We start from the raw sequence: 18,189 nt of genomic DNA on the forward strand, positions 1-18,189 counted from the left end.
TAAGGCCGGGCAAAACATTATGTTTCACCCGGCTGCCACCTTAGTGACAACAGCGGTTTCCTGAAATATCTGCTTTGTCTTTGGGTTGCCATTTGGATGAATCATCATCCACCAGCGAGGAAAGTAACGGCGCCACACGATTTGGATCAAAGCCAATACGATCGATTTTTTCCATGTAGGTATCGATGGCATCAATGCGCAATTGATCGAGGTCTTGCTCAATAACGCCCAACGAAACGGTGGAGCATTTAATACTGAGCTGATCGCACAAGCTAAAGCAGTTGTAATTCACCATGCTCATCATGGCTGGCATCACCGCCTTATGCGCCAATGCAAATGCGCGATGTACGTCTTCTTCATCGTTATCGAGCATGCGCTGTATCTCATCCACGCCATGTTGTAGGTGAGCCATTTCTTCGACGAGAATACTCGCCGCCAAACTGCTGGTGTACTTATCCGTATTGCGCTGTAGCGCGGTATAAGCCACCGTGGCGAAGGTTTCGACCATGATGTCCTGCGCAATGATGCAAGAGGTTAAATCTCCGACACTGGCACGCTCTTTAACGAAACGACCGATCTCTTTCCACTGTGGCTCCACCATGGTTTTCATTGTTGGAAAATCAATGTGTTTGCCGAGCTTCGACAGTGCATTGATATGCCCACCCTCGTCCCTCGCCTGCTTAACGACATGGATTTTTTCATCAACGTCGTCAATCAGCGGCACCATGGTGGTGTAGTTATTGACGGCCATAATTTCGCCGGAAATGGTGTTGGATATGACATAAGCCAGCAAGTCTTTGTACGCCTGACTTTCAAGGCGTTGCGTTTCATTCATAAGGTTTGACACGTCTTTTCTCCTTCATGTCCACTGGACGGTGACGTTGATAGGGAAAGCCGGCGATAAAGAAGCGGATACCGTGCAGTGCTTCTTAAAGTTCCGATCAATGGATGCTCGGTTCTGAGTGCTCAGACCACCGCCATCGTTTGCCTTTATCGTCACGTTGATTTCGCGGATGCGGGGATACCCTTCTTCGCCTTTGTGCACAGTCACTTGCGCGTCAGTGACGATACATCCTTCGTCGGTTTTTGCGCCGTGAAAGCGCATATGCTCTAAGAGCGACGCAGACAGACAATGTCCAACTGCACTGCCGAGCAGCGCCGGCGTTGATGGGCCGCTGTTCGTTCCCACGGGATCAGGTTCGTCGCTCATGTAAGGCTCCCCTGCAGGGTTGCCATGCTCGCTGGCGACGTTCTTGAATAAGTAATCTGTTTGGTAGGTCAGTTGCACATCGAACAACCGGGTATCTTTCGATTTCAATTCCATACACTTTGATTCCTTGTGATGACGAGGTGTTGAGCAACAGCATCTGCGCTCTTTATTGCTGAAGGCATGTGATTACACGCTTGAATTTCCGTGATAACGCCGCCGTTCATGTCGACTCTGGCGGTGCAGGCTTCCAAGCAGCCATCTAGACGATGAGACGCCATGAGTATCGTGGTGCCAGACTGCTGTCTTGCGAGGAGGAGTTGATTCACTTTCTGTGCATTGGCATCGTCTAGTGCTGAAAGCGGTTCATCCATCAACAGCAAATCTGGGTCTCCGACCAACGCTCGTGCAATGGATACCCGCTGCTGCTGTCCGCCAGAAAGTTCTGTGGGGAATCGGTTTGCAAACTGCGCAACATCCAGTTCTTCCATCACAGATAGCGCTTTTTGTTGTTTATCGTGAAGCGTACTTTTCTCACGGCATTCAAATCCCATGCACACGTTTTCAATGGCAGTAAGCTGATCAAATAACGCAGGTGTCTGAAAAACCGTTCCGGTTCGGGTACCCGGACAACACTCCCATTTTTTACACCAGCAATCGACTGGCACACCAAACTTGAGAGCCCGCCCACCACTGAGCGGCGTTAAGTTGTTCAGCACACTCAGCAGGGTCGACTTACCGCAACCACTGGGGCCAACCAGCATGTACCACGCACCTGTCGGCACAGTCAGATTGACGCCATTAAGCACTGACACCGCTTCTTGAATTGGCGCGTTTGAAAACCAATCACCAAAAAACCGCGGTGCAGCAGAAGACGTCACGCTAACCTTCGCTTCTTCAATGCATAGCGCTGGCTGAGAAAGATTTGGCACAGGTATCGACTGACGTGAAAACATTCATATTCTCCCGATCTAACCTTGCGGCCAGACCACAATGCGATTTTCCAGCGGCATAGGGGTTTCACTGTCAGGTCCAAACCAACGGTTATATATTGTGAGGTACTCCCCGCTTGATTCGATTTCCTGTAGAGCCCGATTCACGGCGTCACGCATTTTGCTGTCGTTCTGAATCACGCCGAGACCATCTTGTTTCATGCCAATCGCTTCTCCGTTCAATACCGTGAGTGCCGGATTAGGATTGGCATAGCTGACAAGCACTTCTGCATCTTCTGCCCAGCCATCAATTTTCCCAGCAAGTACCGCATTCATCGCTATTTGCTTGTTTCCGAATTCGATGATGTCTTCTTCATTGACCTGATGTCCGTTTTTCTCTAGCCAATGTTTCCAGTTACTAATTGAATGACTTCCTCGGTTCATGCCTACTTTTTTACCCACCAAGTCATCAAGCGATTTCGCCCCATCGGTCCTCACTAAAAACGTCTGAGCTGACCAGAAATAGGTTTGCGAGAAATCCACAGCGTCATCACGTTTCCATGTATGACTCATGGATGCCGCCGCGATATCGATCTTCCCATTTTGCAGATAGGTTATCCGCGTGATTTCATCAACGGGGATCCGTTTCATTTTGACGCCAAGCTTATCGGCTACGGCATTTGCAATATCGACGTCAAACCCCACCCAATCGCCTTTTTCGTTGATGAAAGAGTGTGGAGGATTATCCTGGCGGATACCTACAACGACCTCGCCTCGCTCTTTTACTTTATCGATAACTGAGCCAGTTTCCTCAGCGTGAACAGGGGTAAAAACAAGGGTTAGCAATGTGCAGATAGCGAAAACAATTCTGGGGAACATAAACTCTCCTTAGTTGATGCTTCGAGTCATTCGGTGTGATGTCCGAAAAACCGTGAGGCGCAGTCTTTCGCCGATAAGGTTTAAAAACTGCACGTTGATGAAATAAAGCGCAGAGCAAATGCCAAAGATGGTCAGCCAATCTGACAATTGATAAGCACGACTCGCAAGCAGGTTGGTCAGCGCGCTCAGCTCAAGCAACCCGATCAAGATGACAATACTTGTGTCTTTGAAAAGTGAGACAAAATGCGTATGAATTGCAGGAAAGCTCTTTTTAAAAACCCAGTGAGCTCTCAGGCGTGCATACCGTGCGAGCAGCCCCAGTTTGAGCACGTTTTCGACCCGCTCTAAATTTTCGGGGTACATATGAATGTACTTAGAAAAAATCGGCACAAGGTGCGACATGGAATAGAGTGTTAACGCTAGAATGCCCTTCACGAACGTCTCTAGTGGCAAGAAGAAGTCGATGGTAAAGATAATCACCAGCGGCGGTATGGCTCTCAGCAAGGCAAAACTTGTATCGGACGTAACCACGAATCGATGACGCTTATTGCAAGCACAAACCAGCAAATATGACAGCGGAACAGACATGCTTATCGTGGTAATAAATAGACACCATGTCAGAACGAGGCCGCCAGGCTGCGCATGAGGCAGACCAAATAACATCTTCTGAGCTATGTCAAAGCCACCTTCCATACACCGAAGCCCCTACTCACTGTTTAGTTCATTAAGTACCATGTTTAGATACTTGTATATTCATTATATCTAGATATACAGATATATTGATATCAATTATAAGAACAATGAGAATGCCCCGTTGGTTCAATGGTTTGTGAAACTGTGTGTTTTTAGCACGAGCATGCTAGTATTCACTTAGCCACACGTCCGATGTGTTGATAAAGCTAAGGTTTACAGCTTTCGTGAAAGTGGATGTAACTTGTGACGCCTGCTCACGGTCTGTTTATTTTTTACAGCAATATCTATAACTATGAATTCTGAAGAATCCGCAAAAATATTCGCCGCATTGGCTCAAGAGACAAGACTGGATGTATTCAGGCTGTTAATTAAAGCTGGGGAAAAAGGCCTATCATCGGGAGAGGTGGCTGATAGTCTGAACATTCGACAAAATACCATGTCCACCAACCTTTCTATTCTGCACAATGCCAAGTTGGTTCGCCGAAAACGTGAAGGTCGAATGATCCGCTATTTCGTCAATATGGAGACGATCGGTGTACTTCTCACCTTTTTACTCGAACACTGCTGTGGCGGAGAAAGCGATATGGTGAGTGAATTGGTCACCAGCCTGCAAAAAGGTTTTAACCAGTCAAACTGAGGGTAGGATCGACGTCAGATCGACGCCGTAGCCGCTTAGCGAGCAAATTCCCTGTGATGTGTACGCCTGAACCAAGCAGTACAAAAAGTATCGTCGCAAACACTAAGTAGGGGATCACCAGCGCCGTTTCAACCACGCCCGTTCTCATCGCTGCAAAAATACCGGTAATGGGAAACATCGAAATAAACGCTGTGTTGTGCAGATGATGGACGAGTCTAGCCGACACCGTTGGTACAAGTGCTGGCGCGCACTCAAGAAAAACCAGTTTTATTTTCACCCATGTGCCGAGTTGAAGCGTCGCCATATACTCGAGGGTATCTTGCTTAATGGTTGAAATCGCGGCTTCGATGATTTTTGCTAAATGCCCTGAGCTTGAAAAAGCAAGACCCACAATAATAAAGGTCGCCGCAACACTAAATCCCCATGCAACCCCAGGGATCACCCCTTCAATATCCAGTCCAGAAAAATAGGGGGACAGCCCTACGTTCCCCATCAAAAGGACAAATACCACCGTCGGCACACCGCGGGATACCTCAATCAAAACGTTTGACGTCATACGAAGTAAGAGAGAATGGCTTCTCCCACACAGAACATATATCACGGCGAACAGCAGGCTCAGTGCAGCTGAAAGCACAAAGAAAACCAATGTCGTCAGTGTGGGGACCACAAATGATGCCAGAAACGTGGCCAAGTCAATATTCATTGCTTAAGCGCTACCTAAACCCATAATTGGTAAATGAGCCCCCAAGCAAACGAGCCAATAAGTGCGAAGCTAACATAAAATATCACCACTTGAATACGCGCCACGGCGACGACGGCAATCATGGCTGGAATGGATGTTATGCCACCCGCTATCAAGAACGCCATGCCAGCTCCCGGTTGCATGCCTTTGTTAATCAGCTCTGCGATAAGCGGGACAGCGACATACCCATTGATGTAAGCGGGAACCCCGATGATCGCCGCCCATAAGATAGGCGTTTGTGTATCTCCACCAAATGAAGACGTCACCCACTCTGTAGGCACATAGGCCACCAGCAAACTTTCGAGCAAAAAGGCCAGTGCTAGCCATTTCAATAGAAGCGTCATGATATTGGTGGTCTTTTCAATAAATACCGCTTTACGCGGCACTTCTTCCCAGAATCGCCAAACAGGTTTATCCACGTGGCTTAGGGGTGTCGTATCCCCCGTCACGGAAGGTTTTAAAGGATTAACGAGATAGCCTGCCTTTTGCGCCAGATACACGGACCAGCCTGCAACCAATCCCAATACGATAGCGCCCAACGCCTTCATCGTCGCGAATTCCCAACTGACAATCCCAGCAGTCAAAAGATACATAACGGGATCAATAATGGGGCTGGCAATCCAAAAGGCCATCACTGGCGCGAGTGGCACACCCATCGCAAGCATTGCTGCAATCAGAGGAATGACACCACAAGAACAGAACGGCGACAATGCACCAAACATCGCCGCGGTGAGGATCACGACGCTTGGCCGCCCTTGAAGCGCATCAGCGATCAGGCTGTCTGCTTGTGTTGCCGTTACATAGGCATATATCAATGATGAAGCCAAAATGAAGGGAACAATCAACACAAACGTGTCGCCCATAAACAGCAGCGAGACCGACAACTGCTGTGGATCAATCACAGCAATCGAAAGAAGTACAAGTAGAAAGACGGTCCAAACTGGCTCTAAAAAGGTGCGGTTATAACCAAAATTAATCAGCCCTGAGACAATACTGGACATACATTTCTCCTCCTGTGGGTTTCACTTTTCATGTCATACAGCTTATTATTCAATATATCAGGAATTGTAGATATGTCAGGCGGGCTAGGATGGTTTTTACGCAATCGCTCAATATTGAGAAGCAACAATTAGCGCGAGTCAGCCACCTTATCTCGTTCTGTTTCATCCTTATTTCGGCGCTAAACATCAGTGTTAGTTGGGCGCAGTCACCAACAGGAGAGATCTTGTTGGGTTATCGGCATTTTTGGGAGTCCCGTGATGGTTTACCTTCCAACCAAACCGGCATTGACGTTGTTCCTCGCTTTGATTTCGATGTATTGCAAGACACAACGCTGATACTAGAGCCCGCGTTACGCGCACGAAATCACGACAATCAAAGCGTATTTGTTGACCCCTTCAAAAGCCGTTTTAATACATACGTTGACCAAGTAGAAATTACCGCGGGATATGACATTGTATTTTGGGGGGCAAGTGAAGGCGCGCAGATCCTTAACATACTCAATCAAAAAGATCTCGGCACCGACTTTAGCGGAGACCAATCACTCGGCCAATCAATGGTGAACATTTCCGGCTATGTCGGCGAAGGATTAGCAACATTTTACTATCTGCCTTATACGCCCAAACGACGTTTTCGTGAGTATTCTGAACGCCTTTCTGCTGGTTTTGATATTGATGGCGAGAACGTTCAATGGCGCGATAGCCAACACGCCTATTACCCAGGATTCGCTGCACGGTACGCGTATTCTTTTGACGACATGGATATCGCGTTATTGGGCTTCCATGGGATTAACCGAGAGCCCGCGTTTGTGGTGGAGGCGGGGGAATTTGCACCCATTTATACGGTAGGAACACAAATCGGAATGGAAGTGCAGCGGGTAATGGGCAATTTGCTGACTAAATTTGAAGTGCTAAATGTGTCTGATGCCCCTACTCTTCGCGGCGACTTTGATGAAACCACTCAGTATGTCATCGCTGGCGAATATAGCGTGTTTAGTGTCTTTGATAGCGGTGCAGATCTCAGGTGGGTCGCAGAGTACAGTGATAACACATTGGGCGAAGATCTGCTTTCACTCTACCAACATGATGTGTTGCTGGCAGTGCACACCTCGCTGAATGACGTTGATTCCACTGAAATCAGCCTTTCCGTTCTTCACGACCTCGATCATGGCAGCAATATTATTGAAATCACGTTGACCCGCCGCCTCACTCAAAATATTGACCTAGAAGCGACATTTTTTGATCTATCCGCAATGTCAGCCAACGATTTTTTTTATGGGCTAGAACCTGACAGCTACGGCGAAATCACGCTAACGTATTACTTCTGAAGAGCAGAAAGAGAAACAGAAAGAGAAAGAGAAAGAAAACAATAACGCAATCTGCATTCAATTCGTAATGTCGTTAGAACTTGCTTAAGTACCCGCCGAGTAACCCGCAACCTATGCCAAACAGTGCGCTGGCGAATGTTCCCAACATGACATATTCGGTAAACATTCGGCTTCCGTGATCTTTTAAATCGCCAAAACGAAATACCGATTTTGCCGCTAGCACCAATGCCACACCTGGTAACTGCCCCCATAAAACAAAGGTCACGATAAGAATGCGCTCAAAATAGCCAATGTACGCACCCGCATCTTTAAGTGGCTTATTGGTTCCACTCGATTCCGTGCTTGTGACTTCGTCGGTCCAGTTTTGCAAGAGCAACGCAATCGCCGCGGAGGATGGTTTCATTGCCAATAAATACGCCGTTCCCCAGCAAAACAACATCCACCAATCGGTTTGATCAAGCACGATTTTTGCCGCCACCCTTTCTTCAGATTCGACAACAAACAGCACAACAATAAGCAGAACAAGAAGATGTAACAGCTGTTTAACCACCAAATAGCGAAGTCCGGTTGGGCTCGCGCGGAACCAAACTGAAATGGCGACACTAGATAACCCAATGAACAGCGCACCCAATAAAGACCAAAGCAAGGGAATGTTAAGCAGGTACAAGACGACAAGCGAAAGGACACTTTCAATGAGCACGGAAAGGTAAACGTGGCGCGCACGCCGAGCGATGACAGGAAAGAGATAGAACTCAAAACATACGTGAACAACAACTAACACCAGTAGCAGTGTTAATACCATACCTACCCCTCCGTAGCACGCTGATAACGTGAAAGTCTATCAGCATACCACTTACTGGTTTCTTCAATACGCGCGTAGTGGGCTCGGTTTATGATTCTTGTGAATGCGCTTCGAGTTATGCCGAGCTTTTGTGCAAGAACCGTGTGCTGGGCTGTTGGATTTTTCATCCAAACAGACAATGCTACTGCCATCTTAGTGGTCAGTTGCGTGATGTGATCGTCAAGAAGGGAAACCACCAAGTTCACGTCACTGGCAAAATCAATCTCATCAGCCGTGAATGCCAAGCGTTGGCTTTTCATGGTATCCAAGCGTCGGCCTGACAATATAAACGCGTCGGAATTATTGGCCATTCTGACCGGAAGTTCTCTTTGCGTTGCTGGCGCCACAGACAGTGACAACCTCGCGTCAGCAGAACCATCAATGCTTTTGAGCGCAATGCGAATGGTCATCGCCATGTCGAACACGCGTTCTGGGGTATTGGTGTAGAGCTGGAATGCATCGCCACGATATATCTCGCCGACCGTTTCGCCGCTAACATCGCGCTCGCCAAAATCTTCAAAGCAGCGTTTTAAGGCGGCCAAACAAGCCTGACGGGTGGACTCGCTCATGTCTGTCGAGCCCACAATGTCTCCAGTGATCACCCCTGCATAGTGCTTTTTCATCTCACCCTCGAGTTACACCATTAAGTAACATAATTAAATGTTACGCCATAATGTAACTTTGTCAAAGGTTACGTCAATCCATCACTTGAGATACCCGTTTGCTTATCAACTTCGTAAAACAGATAACATACTTCTACGGGTTATAACTCAAATGGCCGTTTCTTCAGTTGTCGTTTCTTCAATGGGCGCTTCTAGCTTGGCGTATAACTCCGCGAAACTTTTTGACAACTTGTGCTGCGGTGCAAAATGAACCAGCGGTTTTTGATGATAATGGGATTCTTTCATTTTCACCGATTGCGGAATAAACGGCTCAAGTAATGGCAAACCCAGTTCACGCACGTTCTCGATGATTAAAGCCGGAAACTTAGCCTGTGCGTTGAACATATTGACCACGACCCCTTCAAGCGCCAGTTTACGATTGTGATCGTTACGAAGCTCTGCAAGGTTATCCATCAAGGTCAACAGTGCTTGATGCGAGAATGTGTCGCAATCAAATGGGATCAGTAAGTTGTGTGCAGCGATTAGGCCCGCTTTACTGTAGAAATTCAGGTTGGGCGGTGTATCGATATAAATCCTATCGTATTCACTTTCTAGCTCATCTAAAGCTTCACGCAGTTTGTATATTTTATAACGACGTTCAAGCTCAGGCTCAAGTGCCGCAAGGCGTGGACTAGACGGAATAATATCGAGGTTTTCATACGCTGTAGGTTGAGGGAATTGTTTGATAGGCGTTGAAACCGAAAACCATGAAACGGTTTGATCAAACAGATCAGCCACGCTTCTGTCATTTTTGCCGTTGATATCAATGCCCAGATAGTGACTGCTGTTTCCCTGAATATCTAAATCAATCAGCAGGGTTTTCTTACCACTTGCAGCGCTGAGGGCTGCAAGATTGACCGTAATACTTGATTTACCCACGCCACCTTTTTGGTTAAAAATAATTCGTCGCATCTTACTGCCTTCCATTGGTTTTGAAAAAGCACGACCGCGAACTGTGCATGGTTATGAAACATGGCTGCAATAACAATCATGTTTCATAAGGTTATCAGGCTATTGCACACAAAAAGTGAAGATGGCTCTCGATTAGACGCTTTGATTTTTGATCCCAGCGCCCTTGCGACGTTATCAAATCAAGATCACGCTCCAAATATCCAAACTAATCAAATATGAGAGGGAGATTCAATGCCAGTCGGCATACAAAATGCCATACTTCTCACCTAATCGCTTTGAATCGATGGAGCCGTTTCAATGAACTTACGCGTCCCCCTTTCTGTTGCTGCAACGCTGTTCGTGATTCTTTTTGCATTCACTCAACCTGCCTTAGCAAGTACCGAAGCACCAGCAACCGCCAGCGAAACCCGCGCTGCAAACGCCGAAGACCAAATCAACACCCTGCATAAAGAACTCACCACGCTTGTTACCCTACAAAAACAAGTGAGCGGTGATGATAAGCTCGCGCTGCAACTACAGATGTTTCAAAAAAACGAGCAGTTGAGAGACTTGATCGCCAATGGCGTCAAAAGTGGGTCAATCGATACGCCTTTTCTTGTTGAACAAATCAGGCAGCAGCAGACCTACGCTAACGATGGGGTTAAATACCTGACACAACGTGCTGCTGAGTTATCTGAAAAGCTTAATAACGCCAAAAATGAAGACAAGTTTGCCTTACTTGCAGAGTATGAGGAATCTCGTAAATACCTCGACAGCATGTACGAAGAAACATCACAGAATATTCAATGGCTCAAGAAGCTCGATGCCCTCCAGCCCCAAGAAGAGCAAAACCTCACCAAGGTCATTACACAAAGAGCCGAGCAACTCGCCGCGAATGTCGAATACCTTAGACAACAACTGAGTGCAGACGACGCTCAACTTAAAGTGGCGCCTGAAGCTGAGAAAGCCAGCATTCAACTTTCTAAGCTCATGTCCCAGCGAAGAATGGACATCACCACCAGCAGCCTAAAAGTCATGATTGAGTTGGCGGACAATGTTGGGATACCCACTGCAGAATACAAACGCCTATTTTTTGAAGTGACGGGTAACGTGACCCAAGACCTGCTCAGCAGCGACGTGCTGCTGTCCATAGTCAAAACGTGGTCGAGCAAGCTATGGGACTGGGTGATAGAAAATGCACCGCAGCACATATTCCAACTCATCGTATTTTTGATCATCTTATTGATTGCGCGGCAGATAGCGAAACTCACCCGAAAAGTCGTTAAGCGCGCCGTCGTTTCAAAGAACCTCAAATTCTCGCAGCTCATGCAGGAATTTTTCATTTCCATGTCCGGTAAAGCGGTTTGGTTTATTGGTATCCTGATCGCTCTGTCTCAAATCGGCCTGAACCTAACCCCCATACTCACTGGTTTCGGTATTGCCGGTGTGATTGTCGGTTTCGCATTGCAAGACACCTTATCTAACTTCGCGGCGGGCATGATGCTACTTATTTACCGCCCGTTCGATGTGGGTGACTTTGTCGCTGCTGGCGGTGTGGAAGGCAAGGTCAGCCACATGAGTTTAGTGAATACCACGATCAAAACATTTGATAACCAAATTATCATTGTGCCGAATAGTAAAATTTGGGGCGATGTGATTAAGAACGTGACGCATGAGCGGGTACGTCGGGTCGACATGGTATTTGGTGTGAGTTACAGCGACAGCATCCCGCACGTTGAAGAAGTGCTAAACGACATTGTGAACAACCACCCTTCTGTGCTTCGTGCACCAGAGCCTATGATCAAACTTCATGTTTTGAATAGCTCATCGGTCGATTTTATCGTTCGCCCTTGGGTCAAAACCGATGATTACTGGGACGTTTACTGGGATATAACCCGAGAAGTAAAAGTGCGATTTGATAAAGAAGGTATTTCCATTCCTTTTCCACAACAAGATGTACATCTTCATATGCAATCAGGTCAGAGCCTCCCGCCAGCCAAAGACGTGTAATACGATCGAACGAAGCGCGAGCAATAAATGATTGAAAGGTGGATGAAAAGTGAATGAGAAGTGAGTGAGCAAAAAGGGGGCGATTTATTCGCACCCTTTTTGCTCTGAAAAATATTTAGCCTGGTTTGTCCGCCGGGTGATTTACACCGTCATTCGTCACTACGTCGCCCAAATCAAATGGATTAACCCCTTCAAGGCATCCCACATTGAAACCATATTCAGTTGGGTCAGAACGACGCTGGTGGTGCGTATAAATCCCGCATTCTGAGCAGAAGTAGTGCTTTGCGGTTTGGGTGTTGAATTGATAAAGCTTGAGCAAGGCTTCACCTTTCACGATACGAATACCATCAAGTTTAACCGATGCAACAATCGCCCCTTTGCGTCGGCATATTGAACAATCACAACGTCGCGGCTTATCAATGCCGTTAGGAAGAGAAAGCGCCAACTCTACGCCACCGCAATGACACGTTGCGCGGTGAACGTCTTGAATCACGGTGTTACCAACACGTTTAATCACAAAGCAATCTCCTTGAAATATCCCTAAATATAATCTGGATGTTAACAATTGAACGCACATAGCGAACTAACGCAAGGACACTGCTTTAGTTAATTGATTTATAGCGCAATGTTTAACAGTTATTCATTAGGCTGACTGGTTAAGATCTGGTGCATTGTCAGGCTCGAGCGGTTTCACTGGTGCGGGGGTTGGGATTGGAGCGGGCTCTTTGTCTTCAGGGGTGAGAACTTCATCCGCTTTTTTCTTGGCTTCTTCTGCAAGTTCACCGCTTTTTTCTTTTGTTTTATCCCAAACATCTGCACTTTTTTCTTTGGTACTGTCCCAAAGACTGCTGCTGCCTTCTTCGGCTTTATCAAGTAACTCACCACTTTTTTCTTTGGTGGCATCCCATGCGCTTCCGCCAGCTTCTTTTGCAGAATCCCACGCTTCTGCAGCAGATTCTTTCGCTTTGTCCCAACTACTTTCTTCGGCATTTACGGCCAAAGGAAGGCTCAAAAGTGCTGATAAGACAAACCACTGGATTCGCTTCATCTAGATATCCTCTTTCATGTTTCGTCAACAGCAACCTTGCTGCCCTGAGTGTGTTCTTTCGGCTTAGTGCAATCAGGTCAAATCACACGGCAATGTCAAAAATTGTCACACATCCACGATGCTTAGACAATGACCGCTTCTTCTTTGTCACGCAACACCCATAACAATAAAACACTGTACATAATCGATCAAATAAAAATGCCATCTAAGAGATGGCATTGTAGAGAAACGTATCGCCTACTATCCGAAATTAACCATCGTTACGATCGACTTGAACCTTAGTTTCCAAAGCCTTCGCGCCGAAGCCCATTTTTTCAAGCACCACTCGAATCAATGGCAATATCAGCACAAAGATTGAAATACTGATAATGCTCAATGTCATTGGACGTTCCCACAGAAAGCTCAGGCTACCATCAGAAATGGTAAGTGACCGACTGAGGTTGTTTTCCATGATCCCGCCCAGAATGAAACCGAGCAGCATGGGTGCCATGGGGAAATCCAACAGCCTGAGGAATATCGCGACAACAGTAATCAGTACCATCATATTGATATCAAAGGTGTTAAAACTCACCAGATACACGCCTGTGATTGAGAAAAACAAAATCAGGGGTATCAAGATAGGACGAGGAATAACAAGCAAACGCGAAATATACGGAATCAACGGCAAGTTCAATATCAACAAAACCAAGTTACCGAAATACATCGAAATGATCACCGACCAAAACACGTCTGGATTATCAATGAAAAGACGTGGCCCTGGCTGTATGCCATAGGCGATCAACGCACCCAGCATGATGGCTGTTGTACCTGAACCCGGAATACCCAGCGTGAGCAATGGCACAAAAGACCCTGTAGAAGCGGCATTGTTGGCCGACTCCGGCGCTGCTAATCCGCGCAATGCCCCTTTACCGAACTGCTCTTTTAAACGCTTCGGTGCAAGGTTACGTTCAAGGCCATAGGCAAGAAATGACGCAATGGTCGCCCCCGCGCCCGGTAACACACCGACAATAAAGCCGAAAATAGAAGAGCGCGCGACAGTTGGTGCGACTTCTTTAATTTCTTCCTTGCTGAGTTTCATGCTACCCAGCGACGCCATGTCCATGTCTGGCTCTTCTTCTTTGTGCTGACCTTTAAGTACCGTCATCACCACTTCAGCAAGCGCGAACGTCGCCATGGCCAGCAAGAGGAAGCTGACTCCATCAACCAAATCGAGGTTGCCAAATGTAAAGCGAGGCGCACCAGAGATAACATCCGTACCTACGGTCGCAATCATCAAACCGAACACGGTCATGGCCATCGCTTTCAGTACCTGCCCTTTTCCAGCAAAGGCTGACACAGCGGTCAAACCCAGTACCATCAACGCGAAGTAATCGGCAGACTGGAAACTGAGTGACACCGTTGCTAACGCAGGCGCTGCAAACAGCAGAATGATGGCGCCGATCGTACCGCCAGTGAATGAAGAGTACGCTGCCAGCGCCAATGCTTTACCAGCTTGGCGTTTTTGCGCCATTGGGTAGCCATCAAAGGCGGTAACAACGGTGCTTGAACAACCCGGTGCATTGATCAGAATCGACGATGTCGAACCGCCAAAAACCGCACCGTAGTAAACACCTGCCATCAAAATGATGCCAGACGCTGGGTCCAAGCTATATGTAATAGGGATCATCAGCGCCACCGCTGAGATTGGGCCTAAGCCCGGCAGCATGCCAATGAACGTACCGGCAAAACAGCCCACCACCACCATCATGATGTTGAAAGGCATGATCGCGGTGCTTAACCCTGTTGTGATTCCGTCCCACATAATTATTGGCCTCCAAAGATCATCATGAACAAGCGACCCGGCGCGAGATAGATATCCAGCAGCTTGGCGAGAATAAACCAGATGCCAACGGCAAACGGCACGGAAGCAATGAAGAGTGTTTTAGGTCGTCGTTCACCTAAGATCCAGTAACCGACCACCAAAAAGAAAACGGTAGAAAGTGCAAAACCAATCCATTCCAGTGCGAATGCAAACGCAACGATGAGCAGAAGCAATTTAGATACAAGCAGGAAATCGAGACCTGCAAAAGACAGCTTACTTGCCGTATCACGACGTGCCGTGCCTAGCATAAGCACACCTAGCAAGCCGCCCATATAAGAAAGAACAATAGGCAGTGTCTGTGCGTTAAACGGTTCGTATTCATCGCCCGGCAACATTGGGATGTGGCGAGCGTAATAACCATAGGCCACTGAAAGACTGAGAAAAATGAGACCACCGATATGGTCTTTAGTGACAACCATGAAAAACTCCTTGGATGTAACAACAGACGGGCGAGCCCGTCTTAAACGTCTAAGAACGGGTCGATATTATCGACCCGTTAATATTTATATTATTGAAGGAAGCCCAGCTCACGCATTAGGTCGCCAACTTGTTGCTCTTGGCCTTCTAGGAAAGTCGTGAACTCTGCACGAGGCTTGAACACTTCTGTCCAACCATTGCGGTCACGAACCACTGTCCATTCATCGGTGCTGTACATTTTTTCCAGTACCGCTGCGTACTCGTCTGCTTTTGCATCAGACAAACCCGGCGAACCAAAGAATCCACGCCAGTTAATAAAGCTCGCGTCATAACCCAGCTCTTTCAACGTTGGTACATCTGCTGCCGCGGCAGAACGCTCATCGCCTGTCATTGCCAGAATGCGTACTTCACCTGCGTTTTTGAGCGCCAGTGCTTCACTGAAACCAGTGGACAGCACGTGAGCTTCACCAGACAAGATGCCCGCCATCGCTTTGCCACCTGCATCGTAAGCCACATATTTCACACGTTTCGGATCACCGCCAGCGGCTTTGAATGCCATGGCTGCGACTAAGTGGTCCATACTGCCGCGCGCTGAGCCGCCAGCAACCGCCACTGAACGAGGGTTAGCTTTGTAGTCATCCATTAACTGTTGGAATGTTTGATACTTTGAGCTGGTGGGCACTACAAATGCTGCATAGTCACCCACTGTTGCAGCAATCGGCTTAAGATCGCGGAAAGACTGAGGGAACACTTTCGACAAAGAGCGGATAACAATAGGGGTCGAGTTCACCATCAGTGTGTTGTCGGCTTGTCCGTCAACTTCGATAAGATGCGCAATGGCTTTACCGCCGCCGCCACCTGACATGTTTTCGAATGAAACGGTTTCAACCAAACCCGATTTTGACAAAGCTTCGCCAGTACCACGCGCTGTACCATCCCAACCACCGCCTGCTCCACCTGGGATCAGAAAGTGAATCTCTTCAACTGCCGCATTGGCCATACCCGCACTCAGTGCAGATGTCAGCGCAAGGGCTGCGATGAAGGAGCGCTTTTTACCGAACATTTGTGAAATCATAGGTATTTCCTCGTGTCGTTCCGTCCTTTGGACGAGATAATTATTGTTGTCCTACCCCTTAAACCTATTGGCTGGAACCGATATTGGAAACCTTGTGGATTTAATGTTTTTTTAAACTATTAAAAACATTTTGTTCATATTGTTCACTTGCGTGACAGACCACAAAGAATCACTATTTCAATAGGATAGATAATAGCGGTTCGCGCCAAGCTAAAAACTACACGCTAAAGCGACGCACCATCGTTGTACTAAGGACACCTTAAAGCCGATGCTTTCACTACGTTCGCTAAAACTCAAAACCCGCATGATGCTCATTCTCGGCATGATGGCCATTCTACAAACGGGCTTTATTGGCTTTTTTGCCCTTGTCTATTTAAGCCAATCGCTCGATGAACAAATTGGCCTACGCGCGCTGCACGTGGCAAAAACCATTGCCTCCATGCCCGATGTGATTGAAGCCGTAGAAAGTCGTGATAGTGAATGGTTGCAACCGATATCTATCGATTTGGCATCAGTGAACGATGCGAGATTTGTGGTCATTGGTGACAGAAACGGCATTCGTCTCGCGCACCCCTCATGGAAGCGTGTCGGTAAACCGATGTACGATGATGAAGGCGATTACAACGAACCCGCTCTGGTGTACGGTAAGCCCTATATTCAAAAAGCCACAGGCAGCCTTGGGGCTTCGGTGCGCGGTAAAGCGCCGATCTTTGATAGCAGCAACGAAAACGTGGTAGGCATTATCTCGGTCGGCTTTATGCTCTCGTCAGTGGAAGATACGATCAACCGCTATCGCGACACCTTATACCTTGTCATTTTGCTCAGTTTTGGGCTCAGCGTGCTCACCGGGCTTTGGTTCGCCTCTCATTTCAAAAAAGCCATCTTCGGATTAGAACCCGAGCAGATTGGGCGTCTTTTCCAAGAGCAAAACGCGACGCTGGAATCAATTCGCGAAGGCATTATTGCCGTGAATGGACAAGGAAACATTACCACTTTCAACCGTGCCGCTGTTGATACACTCGGGCTGGACGCCAACACCAAACTGACTGGGCGTCCAATCGAAGAAGTATTACCAGACAGCCGCCTGATGGACGTGTTACGAACTGGCGAACCGCAAATAGATAAAGACGTGTGGCTACAAGACAGAAACTTAATTGTGAACCGGCTACCGTTGTTACAAAACGGGCAAATTACGGGTGTGGTATCGAGCTTCCGTCGTAAAGATGAACTAGATGCTATCAGTAAAAAGCTCAGCCAAATCGAGCAATATGCCGATACGCTACGCAGCCAATCTCACGAGTATTCCAACAAGCTCCACACCATTGCCGGACTCATTCAACTTGGCGCCACAGATGAAGCGTTAGCGCTGATCGGACAAGAAAGCCAAAGCCATCAAGCCCTCATTCAATTGTTGGTGGAGGCCGTACCCGACCCTATCCTCGCAGGCTGTATGCTGGGCAAATACAATCGCGCCAAGGAACTGGGTTTGAACCTAGATATTGACCCAGAAAGCAGTATGAAGGAGATCCCCGATCACATACCGCGTGAAGAATTGGTGAGTATCATTGGCAATCTGATAGACAATGCCCTTGAAGCCACACTAATAAACCGTAAATTCGACGTCCGACTATCAATGACTGACTTAGGTAACGACCTTATTTTTGAAATTGAAGACGAAGGCGCTGGCATTGCGGAAAAAGACCAAGAGAATATTTTCCGTAAGGGCGTCACCAGCAAAAAAGGTGAAGGCCACGGCTTTGGGCTTCATCTCGTCGAAAAGCTGTTGCAGAAACTGGGGGGCACAATTTTGCTCGAACCCGCAGATACTGTCGGCAGTCGATTCACGGTGTACATTCCCAAAGCAAGACCCGAGTAACCTCAAGATCCAGGATTCGTTTGAGTATGTAACACCCAACGCCAGCTAGACTTAAGTACACAGGAATAAGCAAGACCAACAAGGAATGAGTT

At 47.5% G+C, this 18,189-nt stretch carries 19 protein-coding genes; 4 read left to right on the forward strand and 15 right to left on the reverse strand.

What is annotated here, in order from left to right; translation table 11 throughout:
- Positions 1–40: 40 nt before the first annotated feature.
- The 5 genes from AC3CIC_RS08615 to AC3CIC_RS08635 all read right to left on the reverse strand — a co-directional run bounded on the left by AC3CIC_RS08615 (position 41) and on the right by AC3CIC_RS08635 (position 3,711).
- Positions 41–847 (reverse strand): ferritin-like domain-containing protein, encoded by an 807-nt coding sequence (locus tag AC3CIC_RS08615; RefSeq protein WP_016958187.1) that lies wholly within the window; start codon positions 845–847, stop codon positions 41–43.
- 12 nt (positions 848–859) lie between these two features.
- Positions 860–1,210, reverse strand: a complete 351-nt coding sequence (locus AC3CIC_RS08620; protein ID WP_241819172.1) for an OsmC family protein — start codon at positions 1,208–1,210, stop codon at positions 860–862.
- Between the two features lie 104 nt (positions 1,211–1,314).
- Positions 1,315–2,163: an ATP-binding cassette domain-containing protein gene (locus AC3CIC_RS08625; RefSeq protein WP_488514330.1), complete on the reverse strand. Its 849-nt coding sequence runs from the start codon at positions 2,161–2,163 to the stop codon at positions 1,315–1,317.
- A gap of 15 nt (positions 2,164–2,178) precedes the next feature.
- Positions 2,179–3,018, reverse strand: a complete 840-nt coding sequence (locus AC3CIC_RS08630; protein ID WP_488514331.1) for a transporter substrate-binding domain-containing protein — start codon at positions 3,016–3,018, stop codon at positions 2,179–2,181.
- Between the two features lie 9 nt (positions 3,019–3,027).
- Positions 3,028–3,711 carry a hypothetical protein gene (locus AC3CIC_RS08635; RefSeq protein WP_017003959.1) on the reverse strand — a complete coding sequence of 228 codons (684 nt, stop codon included), beginning with the start codon at positions 3,709–3,711 and terminating at the stop codon, positions 3,028–3,030.
- 292 nt (positions 3,712–4,003) lie between these two features.
- Here AC3CIC_RS08635 and AC3CIC_RS08640 point away from each other — a divergent pair, with 292 nt between their 5' ends.
- On the forward strand, positions 4,004–4,348 hold the full coding sequence (locus AC3CIC_RS08640) for an ArsR/SmtB family transcription factor (protein WP_016958192.1): 345 nt from the start codon (positions 4,004–4,006) through the stop codon (positions 4,346–4,348).
- Here the strand turns inward: AC3CIC_RS08640 and AC3CIC_RS08645 are convergent.
- Together AC3CIC_RS08645 and AC3CIC_RS08650 are read right to left on the reverse strand one after the other, a co-directional pair.
- Positions 4,332–5,051 (reverse strand): ABC transporter permease, encoded by a 720-nt coding sequence (locus AC3CIC_RS08645; RefSeq protein WP_016958193.1) that lies wholly within the window; start codon positions 5,049–5,051, stop codon positions 4,332–4,334. The two genes, AC3CIC_RS08640 and AC3CIC_RS08645, sit on opposite strands and share 17 nt — an antisense overlap.
- 14 nt (positions 5,052–5,065) lie before the next feature.
- Positions 5,066–6,091, reverse strand: coding sequence for a permease (locus tag AC3CIC_RS08650; RefSeq protein ID WP_488514332.1), 1,026 nt, complete (start codon positions 6,089–6,091; stop codon positions 5,066–5,068).
- Between the two features lie 89 nt (positions 6,092–6,180).
- On the opposite strand from AC3CIC_RS08650, the gene AC3CIC_RS08655 reads away from it, so the two are divergent.
- Entirely contained in the window at positions 6,181–7,416 is a 1,236-nt protein-coding gene (locus AC3CIC_RS08655; protein ID WP_488514333.1) for a hypothetical protein, read from the forward strand.
- A gap of 73 nt (positions 7,417–7,489) precedes the next feature.
- Here the strand turns inward: AC3CIC_RS08655 and AC3CIC_RS08660 are convergent, their stop codons facing one another.
- The 3 genes from AC3CIC_RS08660 to AC3CIC_RS08670 all read right to left on the reverse strand — a co-directional run bounded on the left by AC3CIC_RS08660 (position 7,490) and on the right by AC3CIC_RS08670 (position 9,831).
- Positions 7,490–8,218, reverse strand: a complete 729-nt coding sequence (locus tag AC3CIC_RS08660) for a DUF3307 domain-containing protein (RefSeq protein WP_488514334.1) — start codon at positions 8,216–8,218, stop codon at positions 7,490–7,492.
- 2 nt (positions 8,219–8,220) lie between these two features.
- Positions 8,221–8,880 carry a winged helix-turn-helix domain-containing protein gene (locus AC3CIC_RS08665; RefSeq protein WP_488514335.1) on the reverse strand — a complete coding sequence of 220 codons (660 nt, stop codon included), beginning with the start codon at positions 8,878–8,880 and terminating at the stop codon, positions 8,221–8,223.
- A 147-nt stretch (positions 8,881–9,027) separates the two neighbouring features.
- Positions 9,028–9,831 (reverse strand): ParA family protein, encoded by an 804-nt coding sequence (locus tag AC3CIC_RS08670; RefSeq protein ID WP_488514336.1) that lies wholly within the window; start codon positions 9,829–9,831, stop codon positions 9,028–9,030.
- Positions 9,832–10,128: 297 nt separating this feature from the next.
- On the opposite strand from AC3CIC_RS08670, the gene AC3CIC_RS08675 reads away from it, so the two are divergent.
- Positions 10,129–11,820: a mechanosensitive ion channel domain-containing protein gene (locus AC3CIC_RS08675; RefSeq protein WP_488514337.1), complete on the forward strand. Its 1,692-nt coding sequence runs from the start codon at positions 10,129–10,131 to the stop codon at positions 11,818–11,820.
- Between the two features lie 115 nt (positions 11,821–11,935).
- Here the strand turns inward: AC3CIC_RS08675 and AC3CIC_RS08680 are convergent, their stop codons facing one another.
- The 5 genes from AC3CIC_RS08680 to AC3CIC_RS08700 form a co-directional block, all read right to left on the reverse strand.
- Complete coding sequence (locus tag AC3CIC_RS08680; RefSeq protein WP_016958201.1) at positions 11,936–12,337, reverse strand: GFA family protein; 402 nt, start codon at positions 12,335–12,337, stop codon at positions 11,936–11,938.
- Between the two features lie 126 nt (positions 12,338–12,463).
- Positions 12,464–12,868: a hypothetical protein gene (locus AC3CIC_RS08685; protein WP_488514338.1), complete on the reverse strand. Its 405-nt coding sequence runs from the start codon at positions 12,866–12,868 to the stop codon at positions 12,464–12,466.
- Between the two features lie 250 nt (positions 12,869–13,118).
- Positions 13,119–14,669 carry a tripartite tricarboxylate transporter permease gene (locus AC3CIC_RS08690; RefSeq protein WP_488514339.1) on the reverse strand — a complete coding sequence of 517 codons (1,551 nt, stop codon included), beginning with the start codon at positions 14,667–14,669 and terminating at the stop codon, positions 13,119–13,121.
- A 2-nt stretch (positions 14,670–14,671) separates the two neighbouring features.
- Positions 14,672–15,148 (reverse strand): tripartite tricarboxylate transporter TctB family protein, encoded by a 477-nt coding sequence (locus AC3CIC_RS08695; protein ID WP_016958205.1) that lies wholly within the window; start codon positions 15,146–15,148, stop codon positions 14,672–14,674.
- An 89-nt stretch (positions 15,149–15,237) separates the two neighbouring features.
- Entirely contained in the window at positions 15,238–16,209 is a 972-nt protein-coding gene (locus AC3CIC_RS08700) for a tripartite tricarboxylate transporter substrate binding protein (RefSeq protein WP_371733347.1), read from the reverse strand.
- Between the two features lie 280 nt (positions 16,210–16,489).
- On the opposite strand from AC3CIC_RS08700, the gene AC3CIC_RS08705 reads away from it, so the two are divergent.
- Positions 16,490–18,097: an ATP-binding protein gene (locus AC3CIC_RS08705; protein ID WP_488514340.1), complete on the forward strand. Its 1,608-nt coding sequence runs from the start codon at positions 16,490–16,492 to the stop codon at positions 18,095–18,097.
- Positions 18,098–18,189: the final 92 nt, after the last annotated feature.

The sequence above is a fragment of the Enterovibrio sp. QJM3NY_24 genome (genome assembly GCF_057786035.1).

Excerpts from the sequence above, each read along its gene's own strand:
- AC3CIC_RS08635 (WP_017003959.1), bottom strand. The coding sequence starts at position 3,711 with ATGGAAGGTGGCTTTGACATAGCTCAGAAGATGTTATTTGGTCTGCCT.
- AC3CIC_RS08620 (WP_241819172.1), bottom strand. The coding sequence starts at position 1,210 with ATGAGCGACGAACCTGATCCCGTGGGAACGAACAGCGGCCCATCAACG.
- AC3CIC_RS08690 (WP_488514339.1), bottom strand. The coding sequence starts at position 14,669 with ATGTGGGACGGAATCACAACAGGGTTAAGCACCGCGATCATGCCTTTC.
- AC3CIC_RS08695 (WP_016958205.1), bottom strand. The coding sequence starts at position 15,148 with ATGGTTGTCACTAAAGACCATATCGGTGGTCTCATTTTTCTCAGTCTT.
- AC3CIC_RS08685 (WP_488514338.1), bottom strand. The coding sequence starts at position 12,868 with ATGAAGCGAATCCAGTGGTTTGTCTTATCAGCACTTTTGAGCCTTCCT.
- AC3CIC_RS08675 (WP_488514337.1), top strand. The coding sequence starts at position 10,129 with ATGAACTTACGCGTCCCCCTTTCTGTTGCTGCAACGCTGTTCGTGATT.
- AC3CIC_RS08665 (WP_488514335.1), bottom strand. The coding sequence starts at position 8,880 with ATGAAAAAGCACTATGCAGGGGTGATCACTGGAGACATTGTGGGCTCG.
- AC3CIC_RS08640 (WP_016958192.1), top strand. The coding sequence starts at position 4,004 with ATGAATTCTGAAGAATCCGCAAAAATATTCGCCGCATTGGCTCAAGAG.
- AC3CIC_RS08650 (WP_488514332.1), bottom strand. The coding sequence starts at position 6,091 with ATGTCCAGTATTGTCTCAGGGCTGATTAATTTTGGTTATAACCGCACC.
- AC3CIC_RS08700 (WP_371733347.1), bottom strand. The coding sequence starts at position 16,209 with ATGTTCGGTAAAAAGCGCTCCTTCATCGCAGCCCTTGCGCTGACATCT.
- AC3CIC_RS08645 (WP_016958193.1), bottom strand. The coding sequence starts at position 5,051 with ATGAATATTGACTTGGCCACGTTTCTGGCATCATTTGTGGTCCCCACA.
- AC3CIC_RS08625 (WP_488514330.1), bottom strand. The coding sequence starts at position 2,163 with ATGTTTTCACGTCAGTCGATACCTGTGCCAAATCTTTCTCAGCCAGCG.
- AC3CIC_RS08655 (WP_488514333.1), top strand. The coding sequence starts at position 6,181 with ATGGTTTTTACGCAATCGCTCAATATTGAGAAGCAACAATTAGCGCGA.
- AC3CIC_RS08670 (WP_488514336.1), bottom strand. The coding sequence starts at position 9,831 with ATGCGACGAATTATTTTTAACCAAAAAGGTGGCGTGGGTAAATCAAGT.
- AC3CIC_RS08630 (WP_488514331.1), bottom strand. The coding sequence starts at position 3,018 with ATGTTCCCCAGAATTGTTTTCGCTATCTGCACATTGCTAACCCTTGTT.
- AC3CIC_RS08660 (WP_488514334.1), bottom strand. The coding sequence starts at position 8,218 with ATGGTATTAACACTGCTACTGGTGTTAGTTGTTGTTCACGTATGTTTT.
- AC3CIC_RS08705 (WP_488514340.1), top strand. The coding sequence starts at position 16,490 with ATGCTTTCACTACGTTCGCTAAAACTCAAAACCCGCATGATGCTCATT.